Source organism: Photorhabdus khanii NC19 (genome assembly GCF_000517265.1).
Lineage (GTDB): Bacteria > Pseudomonadota > Gammaproteobacteria > Enterobacterales > Enterobacteriaceae > Photorhabdus > Photorhabdus khanii.
This window is the reverse complement of record NZ_AYSJ01000002.1, coordinates 1051521-1070150: the sequence shown is the minus strand read 5'-3', so window position 1 is coordinate 1070150 and position 18630 is coordinate 1051521. Positions and strand designations below refer to the sequence as shown.

Genomic DNA, 18630 nt, shown 5'->3' with positions numbered 1-18630 from the left:
GCACTGGGCGAGGGTTTACGGCGGGTCTTGCTAAAATATATCTATTACCCCCTTTGGTTTTAAGCCTAAAAATCAAATACAAGAAAAAAGAAAAACGAGAAACGAGAAACGAGAAACGAGAAACGAGAAACGAGAAAATCAGAATATCGATTTAATGAAAATGGGTAAATTTAAATTACAGGCTCAAAATAGCTCAATAAAAACCCTTCATTAAATGAATTTTTAATTAAAAAATAAGAAAACTCTCGGAATGAGAATCGCTTTACTCGACATCACCTTTTTAACCATATTCATTTTATCTTTTTACCTACATTTCCCTTAAAAGACGGATTTAACTATAAGTACAGATTTTTAAAAAGATGTTAATCAAATTTAATCGAATCCTATTAACCATTAACAGAAAATTGAAAAGAAATCAGCGAAAAAAGAATATTATCCGAAAAAACATAAATGGGCATCTTTATACCACCAAGCTATTTACTGGTTGATTTATAAAGATAAAAGATAAGAAGGTAACTTATGAAAACTGTTCAAAATTGCCATTAAAACAGCATCAACAAAGATAAAAATCAAGTATGATTAACGTTGATTAAACGTAAAACACAATATACCATGATGATTAAACTTAATAGAAATCAGGTATTAAGAGTAATAAAAACAATGAGTAAAACCAGAGGTCAAAAAAATGGCTTTTAATAACCGATTAAAACCCGATCACCATAAAACCATCAGTGAAAAATGAGAAAAAGAATTGGCTTTATTAATGATTATACACCCTGTAAAAAAGGAAAATAAGAATATAAAATAGATTAAAAAGACAATATATTAAAAAAACAAACCGATTTTAATAATGTTTTCAACTGGGGATTAAACTTTTTATCAGCCAGTTAAATAATCGTTTATAAATAATCCCAATGACAAAATTCGCAAATAAATGATTTAATCAAATCGAGCTGGATTACTTTTATCGTTATTATGTTGCATTTATTATGCAACACCGCGACACGTTAAATATGCCCTTTTAAACTTATTTTATACTAGCCAATAACATTGCTTTTCTACGATTTTATTTAAATTATACCTATATTTCATACCTTTAATGTAATTTAACGCTATAATAAATTCATATCGTTATTTTTAAAAGATATTTTCGTGCTCTTTTAACACTTAAATATCCCTTTAATCATTATAACCTTTCTGGCTAATTAATTTTCCTGTAATAAAATATTATTAAATGAATTTACTGATTTATTTAAACATCATTTAAATAGACATGGTTTTAAGAGAAAACCTAAAATCATATGACGAGACTATTTTAATAAATAAAAAATTTTATTTTTATAACCCAAGTCTTTTCAAAACTGACCCGGTAAGGACAACCTTACCGGGTTTCGATTATTCCAAATAATTCATCACAACCGACTGACTATTTAGAGTATGATTTTCGCTTGTTGTACCACATCAATCAGTGGCTGAGGCCAGATACCCAGCGCCAGTACCAATAATGCAGAAATCAGCACGACCATCCCACCGGCAGTTAAGGCCCAATTCCTCGGTGTATCACGGTTAAGGGTTTTTGGCGCATGCAAGTACAGACTCACCATCACTCTGAGATAGTAATAAAGGCCGATAGCACTGCCAAGAACCACCGCCGCAGTCAGCCACCACCGTTCAGCCTGTACACCCACGACAATCACATAGAACTTACCAATAAAGCCCAATGTCATTGGGATACCCGCCAGTGACAACATCATCACTGTCATTACCGCAGACAAAATCGGCTTATGCCAAAACAGGCCACGGTATGAGTAGAGGGAATCCGCATCCGGTCCTTTATATGGGCTGGACATCAGGCTAACGACACCAAACGCACCGATGCTGCTAAACAGATAACCCGCCAGATAGATACCCACGGTTTCTTCTGCAAGCTGGTTGTTTTGTACCGCTACCAGCGCCACTAACAGATAACCTAAGTGGGCAATAGAAGAGTAACCAAGCAGGCGTTTGATATTCGTCTGAGTCAGCGCCATCAAGTTACCGAACAACATAGAGGCAATCGCAATGACGGTTAATACCGTGCGCAACGCTTCACTGTCCGCCATCGGTGCTTCAACGAACAGGCGCATCACTACTGCGAAAATCGCTATCTTACTGGCTGTTGCCAGAAAGGTAGAAACAGGTGCAGGCGCCCCCTGATAAACATCCGGTGTCCAAAGATGGAAGGGAACCAGTGATAGTTTGAAGCCAATGCCAACAACCATCATACCCAGACCTGCCAGTATCAAAGGTTGGTAGATATAGCTGTCAGACAAACGATGACCCAAGGCAGCAAAAGAGAGATCGCCGGATTCCGCATACAGCAACGCGATACCAAACAGCAGGAAAGAAGATGCTGCCGCAGACAACAGCATGTACTTAATCGCCGCTTCCAGAGAGCGTTTCTGACGATAGGCATAACCAATCAAACCAAATAGCGGCAAAGTAAGCAGTTCAATACCGATAAACAATGATGCCAGATGGTTTGCACAAGCCAGGAGAATACCGCCCACGGTCGCAATCAGCACCAGCAGGTAGAACTCTTCTTTGTTATCCGGATAGTTTTCCAGCCAGGAATAGGCAAAAGTAGACGTTGCCAGGCTCGCAACCAGTACCAGACCGATATAGAGCATAGCGTAGCCGTCCACATGAACCAGTGGGGTGACATCCATCGCTTCCTGCTGCCCAACAAAGTAGAGGGACAGCAGAGCCAGATTCAAACCTACTACGGTCAGCGTGGTATTGATAAAGTGATCGCGTCGCCACGCAATGGACAGCATCACAACCACTACCGTCAATCCGACGATCAACAGCGGTAACAGCGCGATCAGTTGTTGAGGAGTTATTGTCATGGCGAATTACGGCCTTGTAGTTGAAATTGAAGCTGAATACCAGGTCTGGATGTTATCCATCGCTGCCGCTGAAGTATCAAGGATAGGTTGTGGGTAGAAGCCCATCACCACCAGTAATATCAACAGCAACATGACAATAGATATTTCCCGCATATCCATCCGTCTTAGTGGCTCATCTGATTTTGGCGCGCCGTAATAAGCCCGCTGCATCATATACAGGGCATATACAGAAGCGAAAACCAGTCCGAACACAGAGATCGTTATAATTAACGTGTATTCACTAAAACTGCCAAACAGAATCATAAACTCACCGACAAAGTTACCGGTTCCCGGCATCCCCAGGGTCGCAACAGCAAAGCACAGCGACAACGCAGGCAAAAACTGCACACGTCGCCACAACCCCCCCATTAGATTCATATCACGGGTATGCAAGCGCTCATAAAGCTGACCACAAAGAATAAACAGGCCCGCGGCTGATAAACCATGAGCAATCATCTGAATAATCGCCCCCTGGTAAGCAAGCTGGCTGCCAGAGTAAATCGCTATCAACACAAATCCCATATGCGAGATACTGGTATAAGCAATCAGGCGTTTGATATCTGTCTGGCTGAATGCCATCCATGCGCCATAGAAGATCCCAAGCACACCCAACCACATGGCGATTGGGGTGAACTCGTGAGAAGCCTCCGGGAACAGTGGCAAGCCAAAACGCAACAGACCATAACCCGCCGTTTTCAACAAGATCCCCGCCAAGTCAACAGAACCCGCAGTTGGTGCCTGACTGTGAGCATCCGGTAACCACCCATGCAAAGGCACAACCGGCATTTTTACCGCAAAGGCGATAAAGAAACCCAACATCAGCAGGTATTGAACGGTATGTGACATTGGCGTATTCAGTAATTTCTCATAACTGAATGTCCATTCGCCTGTCCCGTTGTAGTGCACCAATACCAGCGCCATAATCGCAATCAGCATCACCAGACCGCTCGCCTGGGTATAAATGAAGAATTTGGTCGCCGCGGTGATACGGGTCTTACCGCCTGATCCTCTGTGTCCCCACAATGCAATCAGGAAGTACATCGGTACCAACATCATTTCCCAGAAGAAGAAGAACAGGAACATGTCGATAGCGAGGAACACCCCCATCACACCACCCAGGATCCACAGCAGGTTCAAGTGGAAGAAGCCCTGATATGGTTGATTTTCCGTCCATGAACAGAGAATAGCCATCAGCCCCAGCAGCGCAGTCAACACGACCATCAGCAGGGATAAACCATCCAGTGCAAGGTGAATGCTGATACCAAAACGTGGGATCCACGGCATAAAAAATTCTGATTGCCATTGAGGGATCCCCTGCGGATTAGCCAGGGTATAGCCCCCCTGCAACCACAATTGCAGTGAGAGCACCAGAGTCAACCCCATCGAAATTAACGCGATCCAACGTGGTACACGGGTACCAAAGCGTTCAGTCTGCCAGCTCAGCAAACCTCCGATGAAGGGCAAAAGAATTAGCCAAGGTAATAGCATGGCGCAATGTGTCCCTTAAATTAAACCAGTAGCAGCAGAGCTAAAACCAGCACTGCACCCAACCCCATAGAGGCAACGTACCAACGGACTTGCCCATTTTCACTCAGGCTAAGACCTTTGTTACTCCAGCGTGATAACACCGCCGGAATATTCATCAGTGAATTTAGCGGATCGCTCCGTAATAAATGGGTAATGCTCTTGAATGGCTTAACAAATACCCAGTCATACAGAACATCAAAGCCCCAGGCATTAAACCACCATACGGAAAAGAAGCGTCCCGGAGCACTTTGCGCCACGCTATTCACCAACTGACGTTTACCTAAATACAGTGCCATCGCCAGCAAAATACCCGCAACCGCCACCACACCAGAAACCACTTCCAGCATCATTTTACCTGTATCGCCCGTTGCATGGTCTTGCGGCAACACACCCGCCAGTGGTGGCGCAATCAATGCGCCCACAAAGGTGGAAAGCACCAGCAATACCAGTAATGGCAGGTGATGGGTAATCCCTTTAACCGGGTGCGCTTTGGTTTTTGCCTCACCGTGGAACACGATAAAAATCATACGGAAGGTATACAGAGACGTCATAAACGCACCGGCCAGACCCGCTAACATGAGGTTGATATGACCATGTGACATTGCCCCCCACAGAATTTCATCTTTACTGTAGAAACCGGCAGTGACGATTGGCAACGCCGATAGCGCCGCGCCACCGACCAGGAAGCAGATATAAACCAACGGAATGGATTTACGCAATCCACCCATTTTGAAAATATTCTGCTCGTGATGACAAGCCAGGATGACGGAACCCGAGGCCAGGAACAACAGCGCCTTAAAGAATGCGTGCGTCATCAGGTGGAAGATTGCCGCATCCCACGCCTGAACCCCCAACGCCAGGAACATGTAGCCAATCTGACTCATCGTTGAGTAAGCCAGTACACGTTTAATATCGGTTTGCACCAACGCAGCAAAACCTGCCAACACCAGAGTAACAGCGCCAATAGTCCCAACCAATTGCAGGATTTCCGGGGCCATCAAGAACAGACCGTGACTTCGGGCAACCAGATAAACCCCGGCGGTCACCATCGTTGCGGCGTGAATAAGCGCAGAAACCGGCGTCGGGCCGGCCATCGCATCAGCCAACCAGGTTTGTAACGGCAATTGAGCTGATTTACCGACTGCTCCCCCTAATATCATCAGGGTCGCCCAGGTAATCACCGAAGAACCGGCTTCCAGATGTTGCGGTGCCAAAACCGCCAATTCGCGGAAGTTCAGGGTTCCCAAATTGTCATACAGAATAAACATGCCGATAGCCAGGAAGACGTCACCCACACGGGTAACGACAAAGGCTTTCATTGCCGCGGCACCATTTGCCGGGTTGGTATAGTAGAAGCCAATCAGCAAATAACTGCACAGCCCCACCCCTTCCCAGCCGAGATACATCAGCATCATGTTATCTGCCAGAACCAGTATCACCATGCTGGCGATAAACAGGTTGGTATAAGCGAAGAAACGGGAATAACCCTCTTCACCACGCATATACCATGAGGCATACATATGGATCAGGAAACCAACACCGGTGACCACACTCAGCATGGTCAGAGACAAACCATCAAGAACCAGCGTGAAAGGAATACTGAAATCCCCAACCTCCATCCAGTTCCACAGGTTTTGGCTGTAAACCAGATCACCCGCCACATTCTGGCTGTTGAAATCAATAGCAACCCACAAAGTCACCAGCGCAGCCAGACCAACAGAACCAATCCCGATGGTGGCTGATGTGTTTTCAGACCAGCGGCCACGGGAAAATGCCAACAGCAAAAATCCCAGCAGTGGCAGCAGAATTGTTAAATAGAGTAAGTTCATCCGCGCATCTCACTGACTGTATCAATATTCAGACTCTGGCGACGACGATAAAGCTGCAATAACAACGCCAGGCCAATACTCGCCTCTGCCGCAGCCAAACTAATCGCCAGAATGAACATCACCTGACCATCCGGCTGCCCCCAATAGCTGCCTACCACCACAAAAGCCAGAGCCGCAGCATTAATCATCACTTCAAGGCCAATTAACATAAACAACAGATTACGACGGATGATGAGCCCGGTCAGGCCCAGAACAAATAGGATTGCCGCCAAAATCAGTCCATGTTGAAGAGGTATCATGGTTGTTCCTCCGCATTTCGGTTACTGAGCACTTCACCCTGTTTGTGTTCACGGCCTATGTGATAAGCCACCACCATACCGGCCAGTAACAGCAGAGAAGCCAGTTCAACAGCCAGCACATAGGGGCCAAACAGGCTGATACCCACTTCTTTGGCGCTGACAACTTCCCCCGTGATATTGTCGGCAATATCACCATGAGAAACGTTGACAATGGTATACACCAGCACGATAAGCAACACGGCTGACAGCAGACCCGGACCAACCCAGGTCCGCGGTTTCAGCCAAATACGCTCCTGTTCAACAACAGATCTGCCAAGGTTAAGCATCATCACCACGAAAACGAACAGCACCATAATGGCCCCGGCGTAAACGATGATCTCCAGCGCTGCGGCAAAATAAGCACCCAGCGAAAAAAACACCGCTGAAAGCGCCAGCAGAGAAACAATCAAATACAAAAGCGCGTGTATTGGATTGGTGTGTGTAATCACCCTGATGGTTGCCAATATCGCAACCAGCCCGGCGGTATAAAACGTAAATTCCATGAATATCGCTCCTTACGGCAACAGGCTTTTAACGTCGATAGGTTTTGCTTCGTCGTCGGCTTCACCTTTTGATTTGCCGTCAATCGCCATACCTGTCTTACGGTAAAAGTTATAATCAGGATATTTACCTGGCCCTGAAATCGTCAGGTCATCTTTTTCATACACCAGATCCTGGCGCTTAAACTCCCCCATTTCGAAATCCGGTGTTAACTGGATTGCGGTAGTCGGGCAAGCCTCTTCACACAGACCACAGAAAATGCAACGTGAGAAGTTAATGCGGAAAAACTCCGGATACCAGCGACCATCTTTATGCTCGGCCTTTTGCAATGAAATACAGCCAACCGGGCAAACTGCCGCACACAGGTTACAGGCAACACAACGCTCTTCGCCGTCCGGATCACGTGTCAACACAATACGGCCACGGTAACGGGGTGGCAGATAAACCGGTTCTTCAGGATACATTTGGGTTTCGCGCTTATGAAAAGCATGCAGGCCAATCATCCAAATACTGCGTACCTGGGTGGCGAAACCAACCGCTAACTCTTTTAATGTCATGGTTCATTCCCCCCTTATTGAGCGTTGTACAAAATCACTGCCGCAGTCGCCAGCAGGTTTAGTAAGGTCAGCGGCAAACAAATTTTCCAGCCAAATGCCATTACCTGGTCATAACGCGGGCGCGGTAAAGAGGCACGTATCAGGATGAACATCACCATGAAAAACGCAGTTTTCAGCGCAAACCAGACAAACGGCGGCAGGAATGGACCGTGCCAACCACCAAAGAACATTGTCACAATCAAGGCAGAAACCGTGACAATACCGATATATTCACCCACGAAGAACAGACCAAATTTCATACCGGAGTATTCAATGTGGTAGCCATCAGCCAGTTCCTGTTCTGCTTCCGGCTGGTCAAATGGGTGACGGTGACACACGGCCACACCCGCGATAGCAAAAGTCAGGAAGCCAAAGAATTGAGGAATGATATTCCACATGTGTTCCTGTGCGTTGACGATATCCACCATATTGAAGGAATCAGCCTGTGCAACAACGCCCATAAAAGAGAGGCCGAGAAACACCTCATAACTCAGTGTCTGTGCAGAAGCACGCATCGCCCCCAGCAGGGAGTATTTGTTGTTACTTGCCCATCCGGCAAACAAAACCGCGTAGACAGCCAGACCCGCCATCATCATGAAGAATAAAATGCCGATGTTGAGGTCCGCAGCCATCCAGTTCGGAGTGATAGGCACAATGGCAAAGGCAAGCAACAGAGAGCAGAAACCAATAACAGGCGCTAAGGTAAAGATCAACCGGTCAGCAAAACGAGGTACCCAGTCCTCCTTGAAGAACATTTTGATCATGTCGGCCACGATCTGTAATGATCCGCCCCAACCGACACGGTTTGGCCCATAACGGTTCTGAAACAACGCCAGCAAACGTCGTTCACCAAAGCTCATTAATGCCCCACAGGCAACCACCACCACCAAGATCACCACCGATTTCAGAATAGCGATCAGTACATCAATAACGTCGGGGGTTAACCAACTCATTGTGCCGCCTCCCGCAGATTATTCACTGAAACACCCGCCAGTACCGGAGGAATACCCGGCATTCCCATTGGCAAGCCAATCTGACCTTGAGCGAGCTTTTCACTCAAACGAACTGCCAAACGCAGTTGCTGACCAAAACAATCAAACTCCAGAATAGAACCTGTTTTCACTCCCAGTTGATCCGCATCTTTGTTATTGAGCATCACATAAGGCTCCGGCATACGTTCCTGAATCACATCGGAACGTTGGGTTAATTCTTCACTGCCAAACAGGTGGTGGTAAGGCGCGACGACCCATTGGTTATCCCGTACAGAAAATTCAGCCGGAATCTGATCAAAGTAGTTCAGACCACCGTCAGTCGTTTCAATCAGACGTACACCCGGATCACCAAAGCGCAGATGACCACCGACTTCCGCCTGGAATTTATTCCACGCCTGCGGTGAGTTCCAGCCCGGCGCCCAGGCAAACGGAACCTGCTGACGATTTGCATCAGGGCTATTGTTGCCTTCCATTGAGAAAGCAAACGCTGAATCAATATCCTGTGGCTGACGCTGCTCATGGACACTGAGATTCGCCAGCATCGCAGTACGGCCACTGTAACGGTGCGGTGAACGCGCCAGTTTCTGACCACGGATGCGGAATGTGGAATCAGGCGCAGCATCAACAATGCCCTTAAGCTGTGGCATCACGCCAACACAAGCATCAATAACATGGTCAAGCTGAGTCCAATCCAAATGACATTCGGTATAAGTCGCGTGCAGAGAGTGCAGCCAACGCCAGCTCTCCAGCATCACCACGGATTTGTCATAGAAAGAAGGCTGGAAAACCTGGAAGTAACGCTGTGCCCGGCCTTCCTGATTCACTAGCGTGCCGTCGCTTTCTGCAAAGCTGGCAGCCGGAAGGATCAGATGGGCTTTATCCATGATAGCCGTGCGCTGATGGTCAACCACAATCAGGTTTTTCAGCGTGTTCAGTGCATCATCGACCTTATCGGCTGCCGCATGTCGATAGAGATCATTTTCCATCACGATAGCCGTATCAGATTGACCACTGCTAATACGTTGCAAAGCAACATCCAGTGGCTGGGCCTCCATCATTCCTAATCCAATGCTGTTCGCATAGATCGCGACAAACGACAGACCGACATCTGAGCCTTTATCCTTCAGCGCCCAGGCAACATTGGCTGCCGCCTGAATGATCGCATCACTACCCACGTTACTGCCGCTGATAATCAATGGTTTCTTCGCGCCAATCAGTGCCTGCGCAACCATTTCCACTTTCGCTTTCAGTTCATCAGGTAAATTTTCGACTGCCGGTGCCGTGTTATCCAATGCATGAGCGACGGCAAAACCAAAACGGGCCTGATCATCAACCGGCGCACGGTAATTCCACGCCGCGATATCATCCAGACGGGTATCATCCACGTTAGTCACAAACAGGGGATATTTAGCACGCTGGCCGATATTCATCACCGCGGCAATCTGCCAGTCAGCGACTTTCTGAGCTGCTGCCATTTCGCGGGCTTTGCCTTTCACCGCCTGACGAACGGACAGTGCCATACGGGCACCGGTCTGAGTCAGGTCTTCACCTAAAATCAGCACCGCATCGTAGCTTTCAATTTCACGCAGCGACGGCGTATAAACGCCACCCTGCTGGAGAATTTCCAACATCATATCCAGGCGTTGCTGTTCAGCAGCAGCAATCCCGCTATAGAAGTTTTCCGCGCCCACCAGTTCACGCAGGGCAAAATTGCTTTCCAGGCTGGCCCGTGGTGAACCGATACCAATGGCATTTTTGGCCTGACGTAAAATATCCGCCCCACCCTGCATAGCTTGTTCAGCGTTAAGCGAGATCCAATGATCACCACGCAATTGTTGTGGCTGACGAGGCCGGTCTTTACGGTTGACATAACCGTAGCCAAAGCGACCGCGGTCACACATAAAGTAGTGGTTTACCGTACCGTTATAACGGTTCTCAATACGGCGTAATTCACCATAACGTTCCCCAGGACTGGTGTTACAGCCAATACTGCACTGCTGGCAGATGCTTGGCGCAAACTGCATATCCCATTTACGGTTATAACGTTCGGAATGGGTTTTGTCAGTGAATACCCCAGTCGGGCAGATTTCTACCAGATTACCGGAGAATTCACTTTCCAGCGTGCCGCTTTCAGGGCGACCGAAATAGATGTTATCGTTAGCGCCATAGACACCAAAATCAGAGCCGTCAGCGTAATCTTTGTAGTAGCGCACACAGCGATAACAGGCAATACAGCGGTTCATTTCATGAGAAATAAACGGCCCCAATTCCTGGTTAATATGTGTACGCTTAGTGAAACGGTATTTACGGAATGTATGGCCGGTCATCACGGTCATATCCTGCAAGTGGCAGTTGCCCCCTTCTTCACACACGGGACAATCATGCGGGTGGTTGGCCATCAGCCACTCAACCACACTCGCACGAAATTGTTTGGCCTCTTCATCATCAATAGCGATGAAAGTGCCATCCGTTGCCGGAGTCATACAGGACATAATCAGACGACCGCGCGTATCATCCGCGTTTTGGTATTGCTTTACCGCACATTGGCGGCAAGCGCCAACGCTTCCCAGCGCTGGATGCCAGCAAAAATAAGGAATATCTAGCCCTAAAGAGAGGCAAGCTTGTAACAGGTTATCAGCCCCGTCTACATCATATTTTTTGCCGTCTACATGTATCGTAGCCATAGTCAGCATGCTTCCAAGTGACCTGCTTTTCAGCAAGTGTTAATCAAAAATTCTGCTAATTTCGTGAAGAACCCATTACCAACGCTGCTTTAGCAGGTTTGGTTGGATACCCGCAATCAGGTGAGTGTTCCCATAGTCTTGGGTCACAATTCCAGCTTCGAATTCATCACGGAAATATTTGATGGCACTCTGTAAGGGTTCCACAGCCCCGGGTGCATGAGCACAAAATGTATTACCCGGCCCAAGGAAGCGACAGAGCTGTTCCAACGTTTCGATATCCCCTGGCTGCCCTTCTCCACGTTCTATTGCACGCAGAATTTTCACGCTCCACGGCAGTCCGTCACGACATGGGGTACACCAGCCGCAGGATTCACGGGAAAAGAATTCTTCAAGATTACGGGTCAGAGAAACCATGTTGATTTCGTGGTCAACAGCCATTGCCAACGCAGTACCCAAACGGCTGCCCGCTTTAGCGATATTTTCAAAATCCATTGGCAGATCCAGATGTTCAGCGGTCAGGAAGTCTGTTCCTGCGCCACCCGGTTGCCACGCTTTGAATTTCAGGCCGTCACGCATGCCACCAGCATAATCTTCAAGAATTTCACGGGCAGTCACCCCGAATGGCAATTCCCACAACCCCGGATTTTTCACCCGACCGGAGAATCCCATCAATTTAGTACCGGCATCTTTACTCTTGCCCGCACTCAGGCCGATATACCACTCTTTACCGAATTCAAGAATTGAGGGAACGTTGCATAAGGTTTCAACATTATTGACACAAGTCGGCTTGCCCCATGCGCCGGAAGTGGCTGGAAATGGCGGTTTTGAGCGAGGGTTAGCCCGACGGCCTTCCAGGGAATTAATCAGCGCGGTCTCTTCACCACAGATATAACGCCCTGCGCCAGTATGAACAAACAGCTCAAAATCAAAGCCGCTGCCCATAATATTTTTACCCAACAAACCTGCCACCTTAGCTTCTTCAATGGCTTTACGCAGATGCACCGCCGCTTCCACATATTCACCACGCAAGAAGATATAGCCACGATAAGCTTTCAGGGCAAACGCACTGATCAGCATCCCTTCCACCAGCAGATGAGGAAGCTGCTCCATCAGCAAACGGTCTTTGTAAGTACCCGGCTCCATTTCATCTGCGTTACACAGCAGATAACGAATATTCATGCTTTCGTCTTTCGGCATCAGACTCCATTTCAGACCGGTGGAGAAACCGGCACCTCCACGACCTTTCAGCCCGGCGTCTTTTACCAAAGAAACCACTTCTGCCGGAGCCATGCCTTTCAGTGCTTTTTCAGCACCGCGATAACCACTTTTGCTGCGGTACTCATCCAGCCATACCGGCTGTTTGTCATCACGCAAGCGCCAGGTAAGAGGATGGGTTTCCTCAGTACGGATAATTTCTTTTATTCCTGAATGTGCTGTCATGGATACTGCTCCAGTAACTTCTCAATCTCTTCAGGTTTGACAGAACTGTGAGTATCGTCATCGATCATCATGGTCGGACCTTTATCACAGTTACCCAGACAACAGGTTGGCAGCAGCGTAAAACGCCCGTCTTGCGTCGTCTGGCCCGGACAGATCTTCAAATGCCTTTCAATAGCGGCCTGGACATCCTGATAACCGGTAATGTGACAAACCACGCTGTCACAGTAACGGATAATATGGCGGCCCACTGGCTGGCGATAAATCTGGCTGTAGAATGTTGCCACACCTTCCACATCACTGGCGGGAATACCAAGCACATCAGCAATCGCGTAAATGGCGCCATCCGGCACCCAACCACGATGCTTCTGCACAATTTTCAATGCTTCGATAGAAGCGGCGCGCGGATCTTCGTAATGGTGTTTTTCATGCTCAATCGCATCGTGCTCTTCGGTACTCAGTACAAAACCTGCTTTTGCCTGAGGCTCTGTCACGTTAACCACATCAAGGCGCGCCTGTTGAGCATTCGCGTTAATTTCACTTTGCATAGTTAGCGATCCACATCAGACATAACAAAATCAATACTGCCCAGATACACGATCAGGTCAGAAACCAAGCTACCGCGGATCACCGAAGGAATTTGCTGCAAATGAGGAAAACTCGGTGTACGGACACGGGTACGATAACTCATGGTACTGCCGTCACTGGTCAGATAGTAACTGTTGATACCCTTGGTTGCTTCAATCATCTGGAAAGACTCATTTGCTGGCATTACCGGCCCCCATGACACTTGCAGAAAGTGGTTAATCATGGTTTCAATATGCTGCAAAGTGCGTTCTTTCGGCGGTGGAGTCGTCAATGGGTGATCGGCCTTGAATGGGCCTTCCGGCATATTTTTCAGACACTGTTTCAGGATCCGCATACTTTGACGGACTTCTTCCACTTTCAGCATCACACGGTCATAACAGTCGCCGTTATTACCAATCGGCACGTCGAATTCAAAATTTTCATAACCAGAGTATGGGCGCCATTTACGTACATCAAATGCAATACCCGTTGCCCGCAAACCGGCCCCGGTCGTGCCCCAGTCAAGAGCTTGTTTAGAATTATAGGCAGCAACGCCAATAGAACGGCCTTTCAAGATGCTGTTTTTCAGCGCCGCTTTCACATAGGAATCAAGGCGTTTCGGCATCCAGTTCAGGAAATCATTCAGCAATTTATCCCAACCACGCGGCAGATCATGCGCCACACCGCCAATACGGAACCATGCCGGGTGCATACGGAAACCGGTAATCGCTTCCACCAGATCATAAATTTTCTGGCGGTCGGTAAAGGCGAAGAACACCGGTGTCATCCCACCGACGTCCTGAATAAAGGTCGAGATATACAACAGGTGGCTATTAATCCGGAACAATTCCGACAACATGACACGAATGGTTTTCACCCGATCAGGCACCTCAATACCCGCCAGCTTTTCCACCGCCAGCACATAAGGCATTTCGTTGACGCAACCACCGAGGTACTCAATACGGTCTGTATAGGGAATATAGCTGTGCCAGGACTGGCGCTCACCCATTTTTTCCGCACCGCGATGGTGATAGCCAACATCCGGTACACAATCGACAATCTCTTCGCCATCCAGTTGAAGAATGATACGGAATGCACCATGAGAAGAAGGATGGTTAGGACCAAGGTTAAGGAACATGAAGTCCTCGTTATCGGTACCCCGTTTCATTCCCCACTCTTCCGGCTTGAAAGTCAACGCTTCCATTTCCAGATCTTCTTTCTGCCGGGTTAGCTCGAAAGGATCGAATTCTGTCGCACGGGCCGGATAGTCCTTACGCAGCGGATGCCCTTCCCAAGTCGGCGGCAACATAATGCGGCGCAGGTTCGGATGGCCGTTAAAGACAATCCCGAACATCTCCCATGTTTCGCGCTCATACCAGTTGGCATTTGGGAACAGAGGAGTTGCCGTCGGGAGATGCAAATCTTTCTCACTAAGCGCAACCTTCAACATAATGTCGCGGTTACGCTCAATAGAAAGTAAATGATAAAACACAGAAAAATCCGCGTCAGGCAGCCCCTGGCGGTGAGTACGCTGGCGTTCATCCATGCCATGCAAATCAAATAGCATGACATAAGGCTTAGGCAGTTTTTTCAGAAAAGTGATTACTTCCAGTAATTGTTCACGCTTCACCCAGACCACCGGTATACCGGTGCGGGTTGGCTGAACAGTAAAGGCATCCGGGCCAAAATGGTTACGCAGCTCACTCACAACCGGATCATCAAGATGGTCATGAGTTTGCCACGCAGGCCGGGCGCTTTCTTGCGCTATCTGATCTATCATCATTCTTCACCACAACGCTTTGATCAGTGTTTGTTTTGATCAGGTATTGTTATCGCAACACATTGCTCTGGTTACGCTGTACGGCTAAAAGCCCTAAACTTCGTCTGGTGTACGCAGATTTTTCACTGCGATACGTTCCCCGTGCTTACGTTCTCTTTCTGACTGCATATTGGCACGGTAAACCCCTTGATCGCCCACGACCCAAGACAACGGACGACGCTCTTTGCCGATCGACTCCTGCAACAACATCAGAGCCTGCATATAGGCTTCAGGGCGGGGAGGACAACCAGGGATATAAATATCAACGGGGATAAACTTATCAACCCCCTGAACCACAGAGTAGATATCGTACATACCACCAGAGTTGGCGCAGGCTCCCATTGAGATAACCCATTTCGGCTCAAGCATCTGGTCATAAAGGCGCTGAATAACCGGAGCCATTTTGGTAAAACAGGTTCCAGCGACCACCATAAAATCCGCCTGACGGGGTGACGCACGCAAAACTTCAGCACCAAAACGGGCGACGTCATGAACGGCAGTAAATGATGTCGCCATTTCCACATAACAGCAGGAAAGACCGAAGTTATAAGGCCACAGGGAGTTTTTACGTCCCCAGTTCACCAAATCATGCAGAGCGTGTTCCAGTTTGCCCATATAAACACTACGGTGGACGTGTTGCTCCAGTGGGTCAACGACAATTTCCTGTTTTTGCAGGGGATAACGGTCATTCTCACCGTTCGGATCTATGCGGGTGAGCGTATAATCCATCTTTATGCCTCGCTATTACTGCGGATGACTATTGTTAATGTTAATCACAACGCTTGGTTTACTCACCTGGCGACTTGATCGGGATGGCGTCCAATTCAGCGCACCAATACGCACCAGGTAAAACAAGCCTGCCAATAACACCAAAATGAAAATACTTGCTTCGATAAAGCCTAACCAGCCACTCTCTTTGATAGAAACTGACCATGCATATAGAAACAGGGCTTCGACATCGAAGATGACAAAGAACATGGCAACCAGATAGAACTTGGCCGACATACGGAGACGAGCACTGCCGACAGAATCAATACCTGATTCATAAGGGATATGTTTTGCCCGGGCTTTAGCTCTCCCGCCCAGAAAAAACGCCCCTAACAGCATCAAAGCACACAGACCGAAAGCACCTAAAAGAAATACCGCGAATGCCCAGTGATGGGCAAAGAGTTCAGTGGATGTTGACATACTCATTGCTTACTCATCAAAAGTGGTGTCAAAAATGTCTGCTCTTTTGTCTGGCAGTGTTGCACCACATCGATTCAAGGGAAGGGGTAACAACCAAATCTGAAACACTGCTAATCAATGATTGATGGAGTGAATCTTCTTGGTTTTTACTCCTCTCAACAATATTTTGTCTGTTATGACAAAATTAATCTAACATTTATTTACAAACAACAAACTTAATCTTAACAGATCGTGCTACCGCACGGCTAAAACGTGTCAGTCACTTGACAGGCAAACAGCGTCGGAATCTAGTTTAACCGATAACTCGCTTTTACTACATCATTATCTCAGGAAAAACCGGCCTTTCCACTGTTTCATAGGGGGTATTTCTTTGATCAAGTACACAGTTTGGCAGAAAAAAATGTTAACGCTGATGATAATTCATTCAAATCTGAGGAAATTATATTTTTCATCCGTGAGATAAGAAAAAAACCACGGTTAACTACAGAAACGCTTATTTTATCAATTCTGCAAATTATTACTTTGTTAACAATATAACAATTTGTTAACCAAATCAGGAAGGGGTTAGGAAAAAAGCCACCGTATATTCAATGATCATGATAACGGCAAAATAAGGTGAGTTTAGTTGATGATTACTTATAAATATATCTGGAAAGCTAATACCTCCTTTCATCCATAATGGAGGTATTAGCAAAAGATTAAGTGCTTTAGATATTACTCTTTAATAATGTCGCCATCATCAGAAAGCGGTTCTTCAGAAACACCCGATATAGTGTATAGGGTTTTCTTATTCTCTATCGCACTAAAAACAGTCAGAACAGATTCATTCTGTTCATTACTATGTCTATATAGAGAAAACTGAGTTTCAGGCAAACGAGGAAGCCCTTCACTCTCGCCTAAAATACGCAGATCAGCATTTTGCATTTCCAAAGGACGGGCAGTAATACCGACTTCGGCATTCACTGCCGTGCGAACAGCCGACAGAGAAGCAGCCTCATAAGCAATACGCCACGATATCCCGACCTCATCCAGCGTATCCAGCGCCAATTGGCGGAATGGATTCGTTTCATCCATCACAACCAGCGGCACAGGCTCGTTCGTCTGTAGCTGAAAATCAGGGGCGCAATGCCATAATACCGGTGTCGAACGCAGAACAGTCCTTGGATGATGACTGATCTTTGCCGTTGTTAGCGCTAAATCGATCTCATGGCTATCCAGCATACTTTCAATAAATTGGGTTCGCTTTATACGAACATCTATTGCCATCCGCGGATAAACCGAAGCGATGCGATTTAACAAAAAAGGGAGCAGTGTATCCACAGTATCATCGGATGCACCGATTCTTAACTCACCTTCTGCATCGCTATAGGTTAATGATGCACTGGCATCATCATTAGCGCGCAGGATCTGTCTTGCATAGCCAAGAAGTTGAAGACCATGCTCTGTAAGAAGCTTATTACGGCCGTGGCGGGCAAACAACTCTCTGCCCACCAACTGCTCCAAACGTTGCATTTGCTGACTTACAGCCGATTGCGTTCTGCAGACTGCTGCTGCTGCTGCTGCGAACGTATTTAAATCAGCAACAGCAACAAAAGTTCTTAGCAGATCGAGATCGAGATTCATTATCGGACGATTTGCATTTATCATTGTTTATTCATCACTTTTTTTTGATTTTAATTACTACTAGCCTGGTGTTTTTACGTAAGCACTATCAAATTAAATAACATCGGTTAGACAGTACTCTACTCTATTAAATAGGGCAAAGATTTACTGCTGTTTTTTTACCTATTGAACCCATAGTGGGTTTTATTTTCTCCTCTCTGTCTTAGCAAAAGTTACTCGGATTCCTAAATAAACTAAGGACAATCCCTATTTACAACACCCTATATGTGATTTCTAGTTTGGTTATTTTGTTTTCTGACTCACGTCAAAGAATAACATAAGTTATATCAGAAAAACTAAATATAAAGTAAAAATCTACAATATTACTAATGTTTGATAATCCTATTCAGATAAATTTACAACTAGTTTCCAGAAATGATCAAAATATTGTTCGATCTTTCTAAAATATATAGTTCTAAATTGCCAATTCAAGACAAATCTTATACATAAGAATAAATTATACAAACACAATCATTTTTATTGGCAAATTGAGCCGTGCTCATTTCCCCCCCATAACCACGTAACCACGCCGCTGTGACGTTAAAAATGCTTCATATCCACAC

14 protein-coding genes are annotated in these 18630 nt (G+C 46.8%); all 14 read right to left on the bottom strand.

Annotation, left to right across the window (positions count from 1 at the left end; genetic code table 11):
- Positions 1–1430: 1430 nt before the first annotated feature.
- Positions 1431–2888 carry an NADH-quinone oxidoreductase subunit NuoN gene (gene nuoN / locus PTE_RS04270; protein WP_036843399.1) on the bottom strand — a complete coding sequence of 486 codons (1458 nt, stop codon included), beginning with the start codon at positions 2886–2888 and terminating at the stop codon, positions 1431–1433.
- Between the two features lie 6 nt (positions 2889–2894).
- Positions 2895–4415 (bottom strand): NADH-quinone oxidoreductase subunit M, encoded by a 1521-nt coding sequence (gene nuoM, locus PTE_RS04265; RefSeq protein ID WP_036843396.1) that lies wholly within the window; start codon positions 4413–4415, stop codon positions 2895–2897.
- Between the two features lie 20 nt (positions 4416–4435).
- Positions 4436–6283, bottom strand: coding sequence for an NADH-quinone oxidoreductase subunit L (nuoL, locus tag PTE_RS04260; protein ID WP_036843393.1), 1848 nt, complete (start codon positions 6281–6283; stop codon positions 4436–4438).
- Positions 6280–6582, bottom strand: coding sequence for an NADH-quinone oxidoreductase subunit NuoK (gene nuoK / locus PTE_RS04255; RefSeq protein WP_036843392.1), 303 nt, complete (start codon positions 6580–6582; stop codon positions 6280–6282). Before nuoK ends, nuoL begins: the two co-directional genes overlap by 4 nt.
- Positions 6579–7124 carry an NADH-quinone oxidoreductase subunit J gene (nuoJ, locus tag PTE_RS04250; protein ID WP_036843390.1) on the bottom strand — a complete coding sequence of 182 codons (546 nt, stop codon included), beginning with the start codon at positions 7122–7124 and terminating at the stop codon, positions 6579–6581. The genes nuoK and nuoJ overlap by 4 nt, the downstream gene beginning before the upstream one ends.
- A gap of 12 nt (positions 7125–7136) precedes the next feature.
- Positions 7137–7679 carry an NADH-quinone oxidoreductase subunit NuoI gene (nuoI, locus tag PTE_RS04245; RefSeq protein ID WP_036843389.1) on the bottom strand — a complete coding sequence of 181 codons (543 nt, stop codon included), beginning with the start codon at positions 7677–7679 and terminating at the stop codon, positions 7137–7139.
- Positions 7680–7693: 14 nt separating this feature from the next.
- Positions 7694–8671 carry an NADH-quinone oxidoreductase subunit NuoH gene (nuoH, locus tag PTE_RS04240; protein ID WP_036843387.1) on the bottom strand — a complete coding sequence of 326 codons (978 nt, stop codon included), beginning with the start codon at positions 8669–8671 and terminating at the stop codon, positions 7694–7696.
- Positions 8668–11394, bottom strand: a complete 2727-nt coding sequence (gene nuoG, locus PTE_RS04235) for an NADH-quinone oxidoreductase subunit NuoG (protein WP_110742779.1) — start codon at positions 11392–11394, stop codon at positions 8668–8670. The genes nuoH and nuoG overlap by 4 nt, the downstream gene beginning before the upstream one ends.
- Positions 11395–11469: 75 nt before the next feature.
- Positions 11470–12834 carry an NADH-quinone oxidoreductase subunit NuoF gene (gene nuoF, locus PTE_RS04230; protein ID WP_036843385.1) on the bottom strand — a complete coding sequence of 455 codons (1365 nt, stop codon included), beginning with the start codon at positions 12832–12834 and terminating at the stop codon, positions 11470–11472.
- Positions 12831–13379, bottom strand: a complete 549-nt coding sequence (gene nuoE / locus PTE_RS04225) for an NADH-quinone oxidoreductase subunit NuoE (protein WP_036843384.1) — start codon at positions 13377–13379, stop codon at positions 12831–12833. Before nuoE ends, nuoF begins: the two co-directional genes overlap by 4 nt.
- 2 nt (positions 13380–13381) lie before the next feature.
- The gene (gene nuoC / locus PTE_RS04220; protein WP_209435491.1) at positions 13382–15181 is read right to left on the bottom strand and encodes an NADH-quinone oxidoreductase subunit C/D; all 1800 of its coding nucleotides are present in this window, start codon (positions 15179–15181) and stop codon (positions 13382–13384) included.
- A gap of 90 nt (positions 15182–15271) precedes the next feature.
- On the bottom strand, positions 15272–15946 hold the full coding sequence (locus tag PTE_RS04215) for a NuoB/complex I 20 kDa subunit family protein (protein ID WP_036843380.1): 675 nt from the start codon (positions 15944–15946) through the stop codon (positions 15272–15274).
- A 15-nt stretch (positions 15947–15961) separates the two neighbouring features.
- Positions 15962–16411, bottom strand: a complete 450-nt coding sequence (locus PTE_RS04210) for an NADH-quinone oxidoreductase subunit A (RefSeq protein ID WP_023045489.1) — start codon at positions 16409–16411, stop codon at positions 15962–15964.
- A 708-nt stretch (positions 16412–17119) separates the two neighbouring features.
- The gene (gene hexA, locus PTE_RS04205; RefSeq protein ID WP_036843378.1) at positions 17120–18052 is read right to left on the bottom strand and encodes a transcriptional regulator HexA; all 933 of its coding nucleotides are present in this window, start codon (positions 18050–18052) and stop codon (positions 17120–17122) included.
- Between the last annotated feature and the right edge of the window lie 578 nt (positions 18053–18630).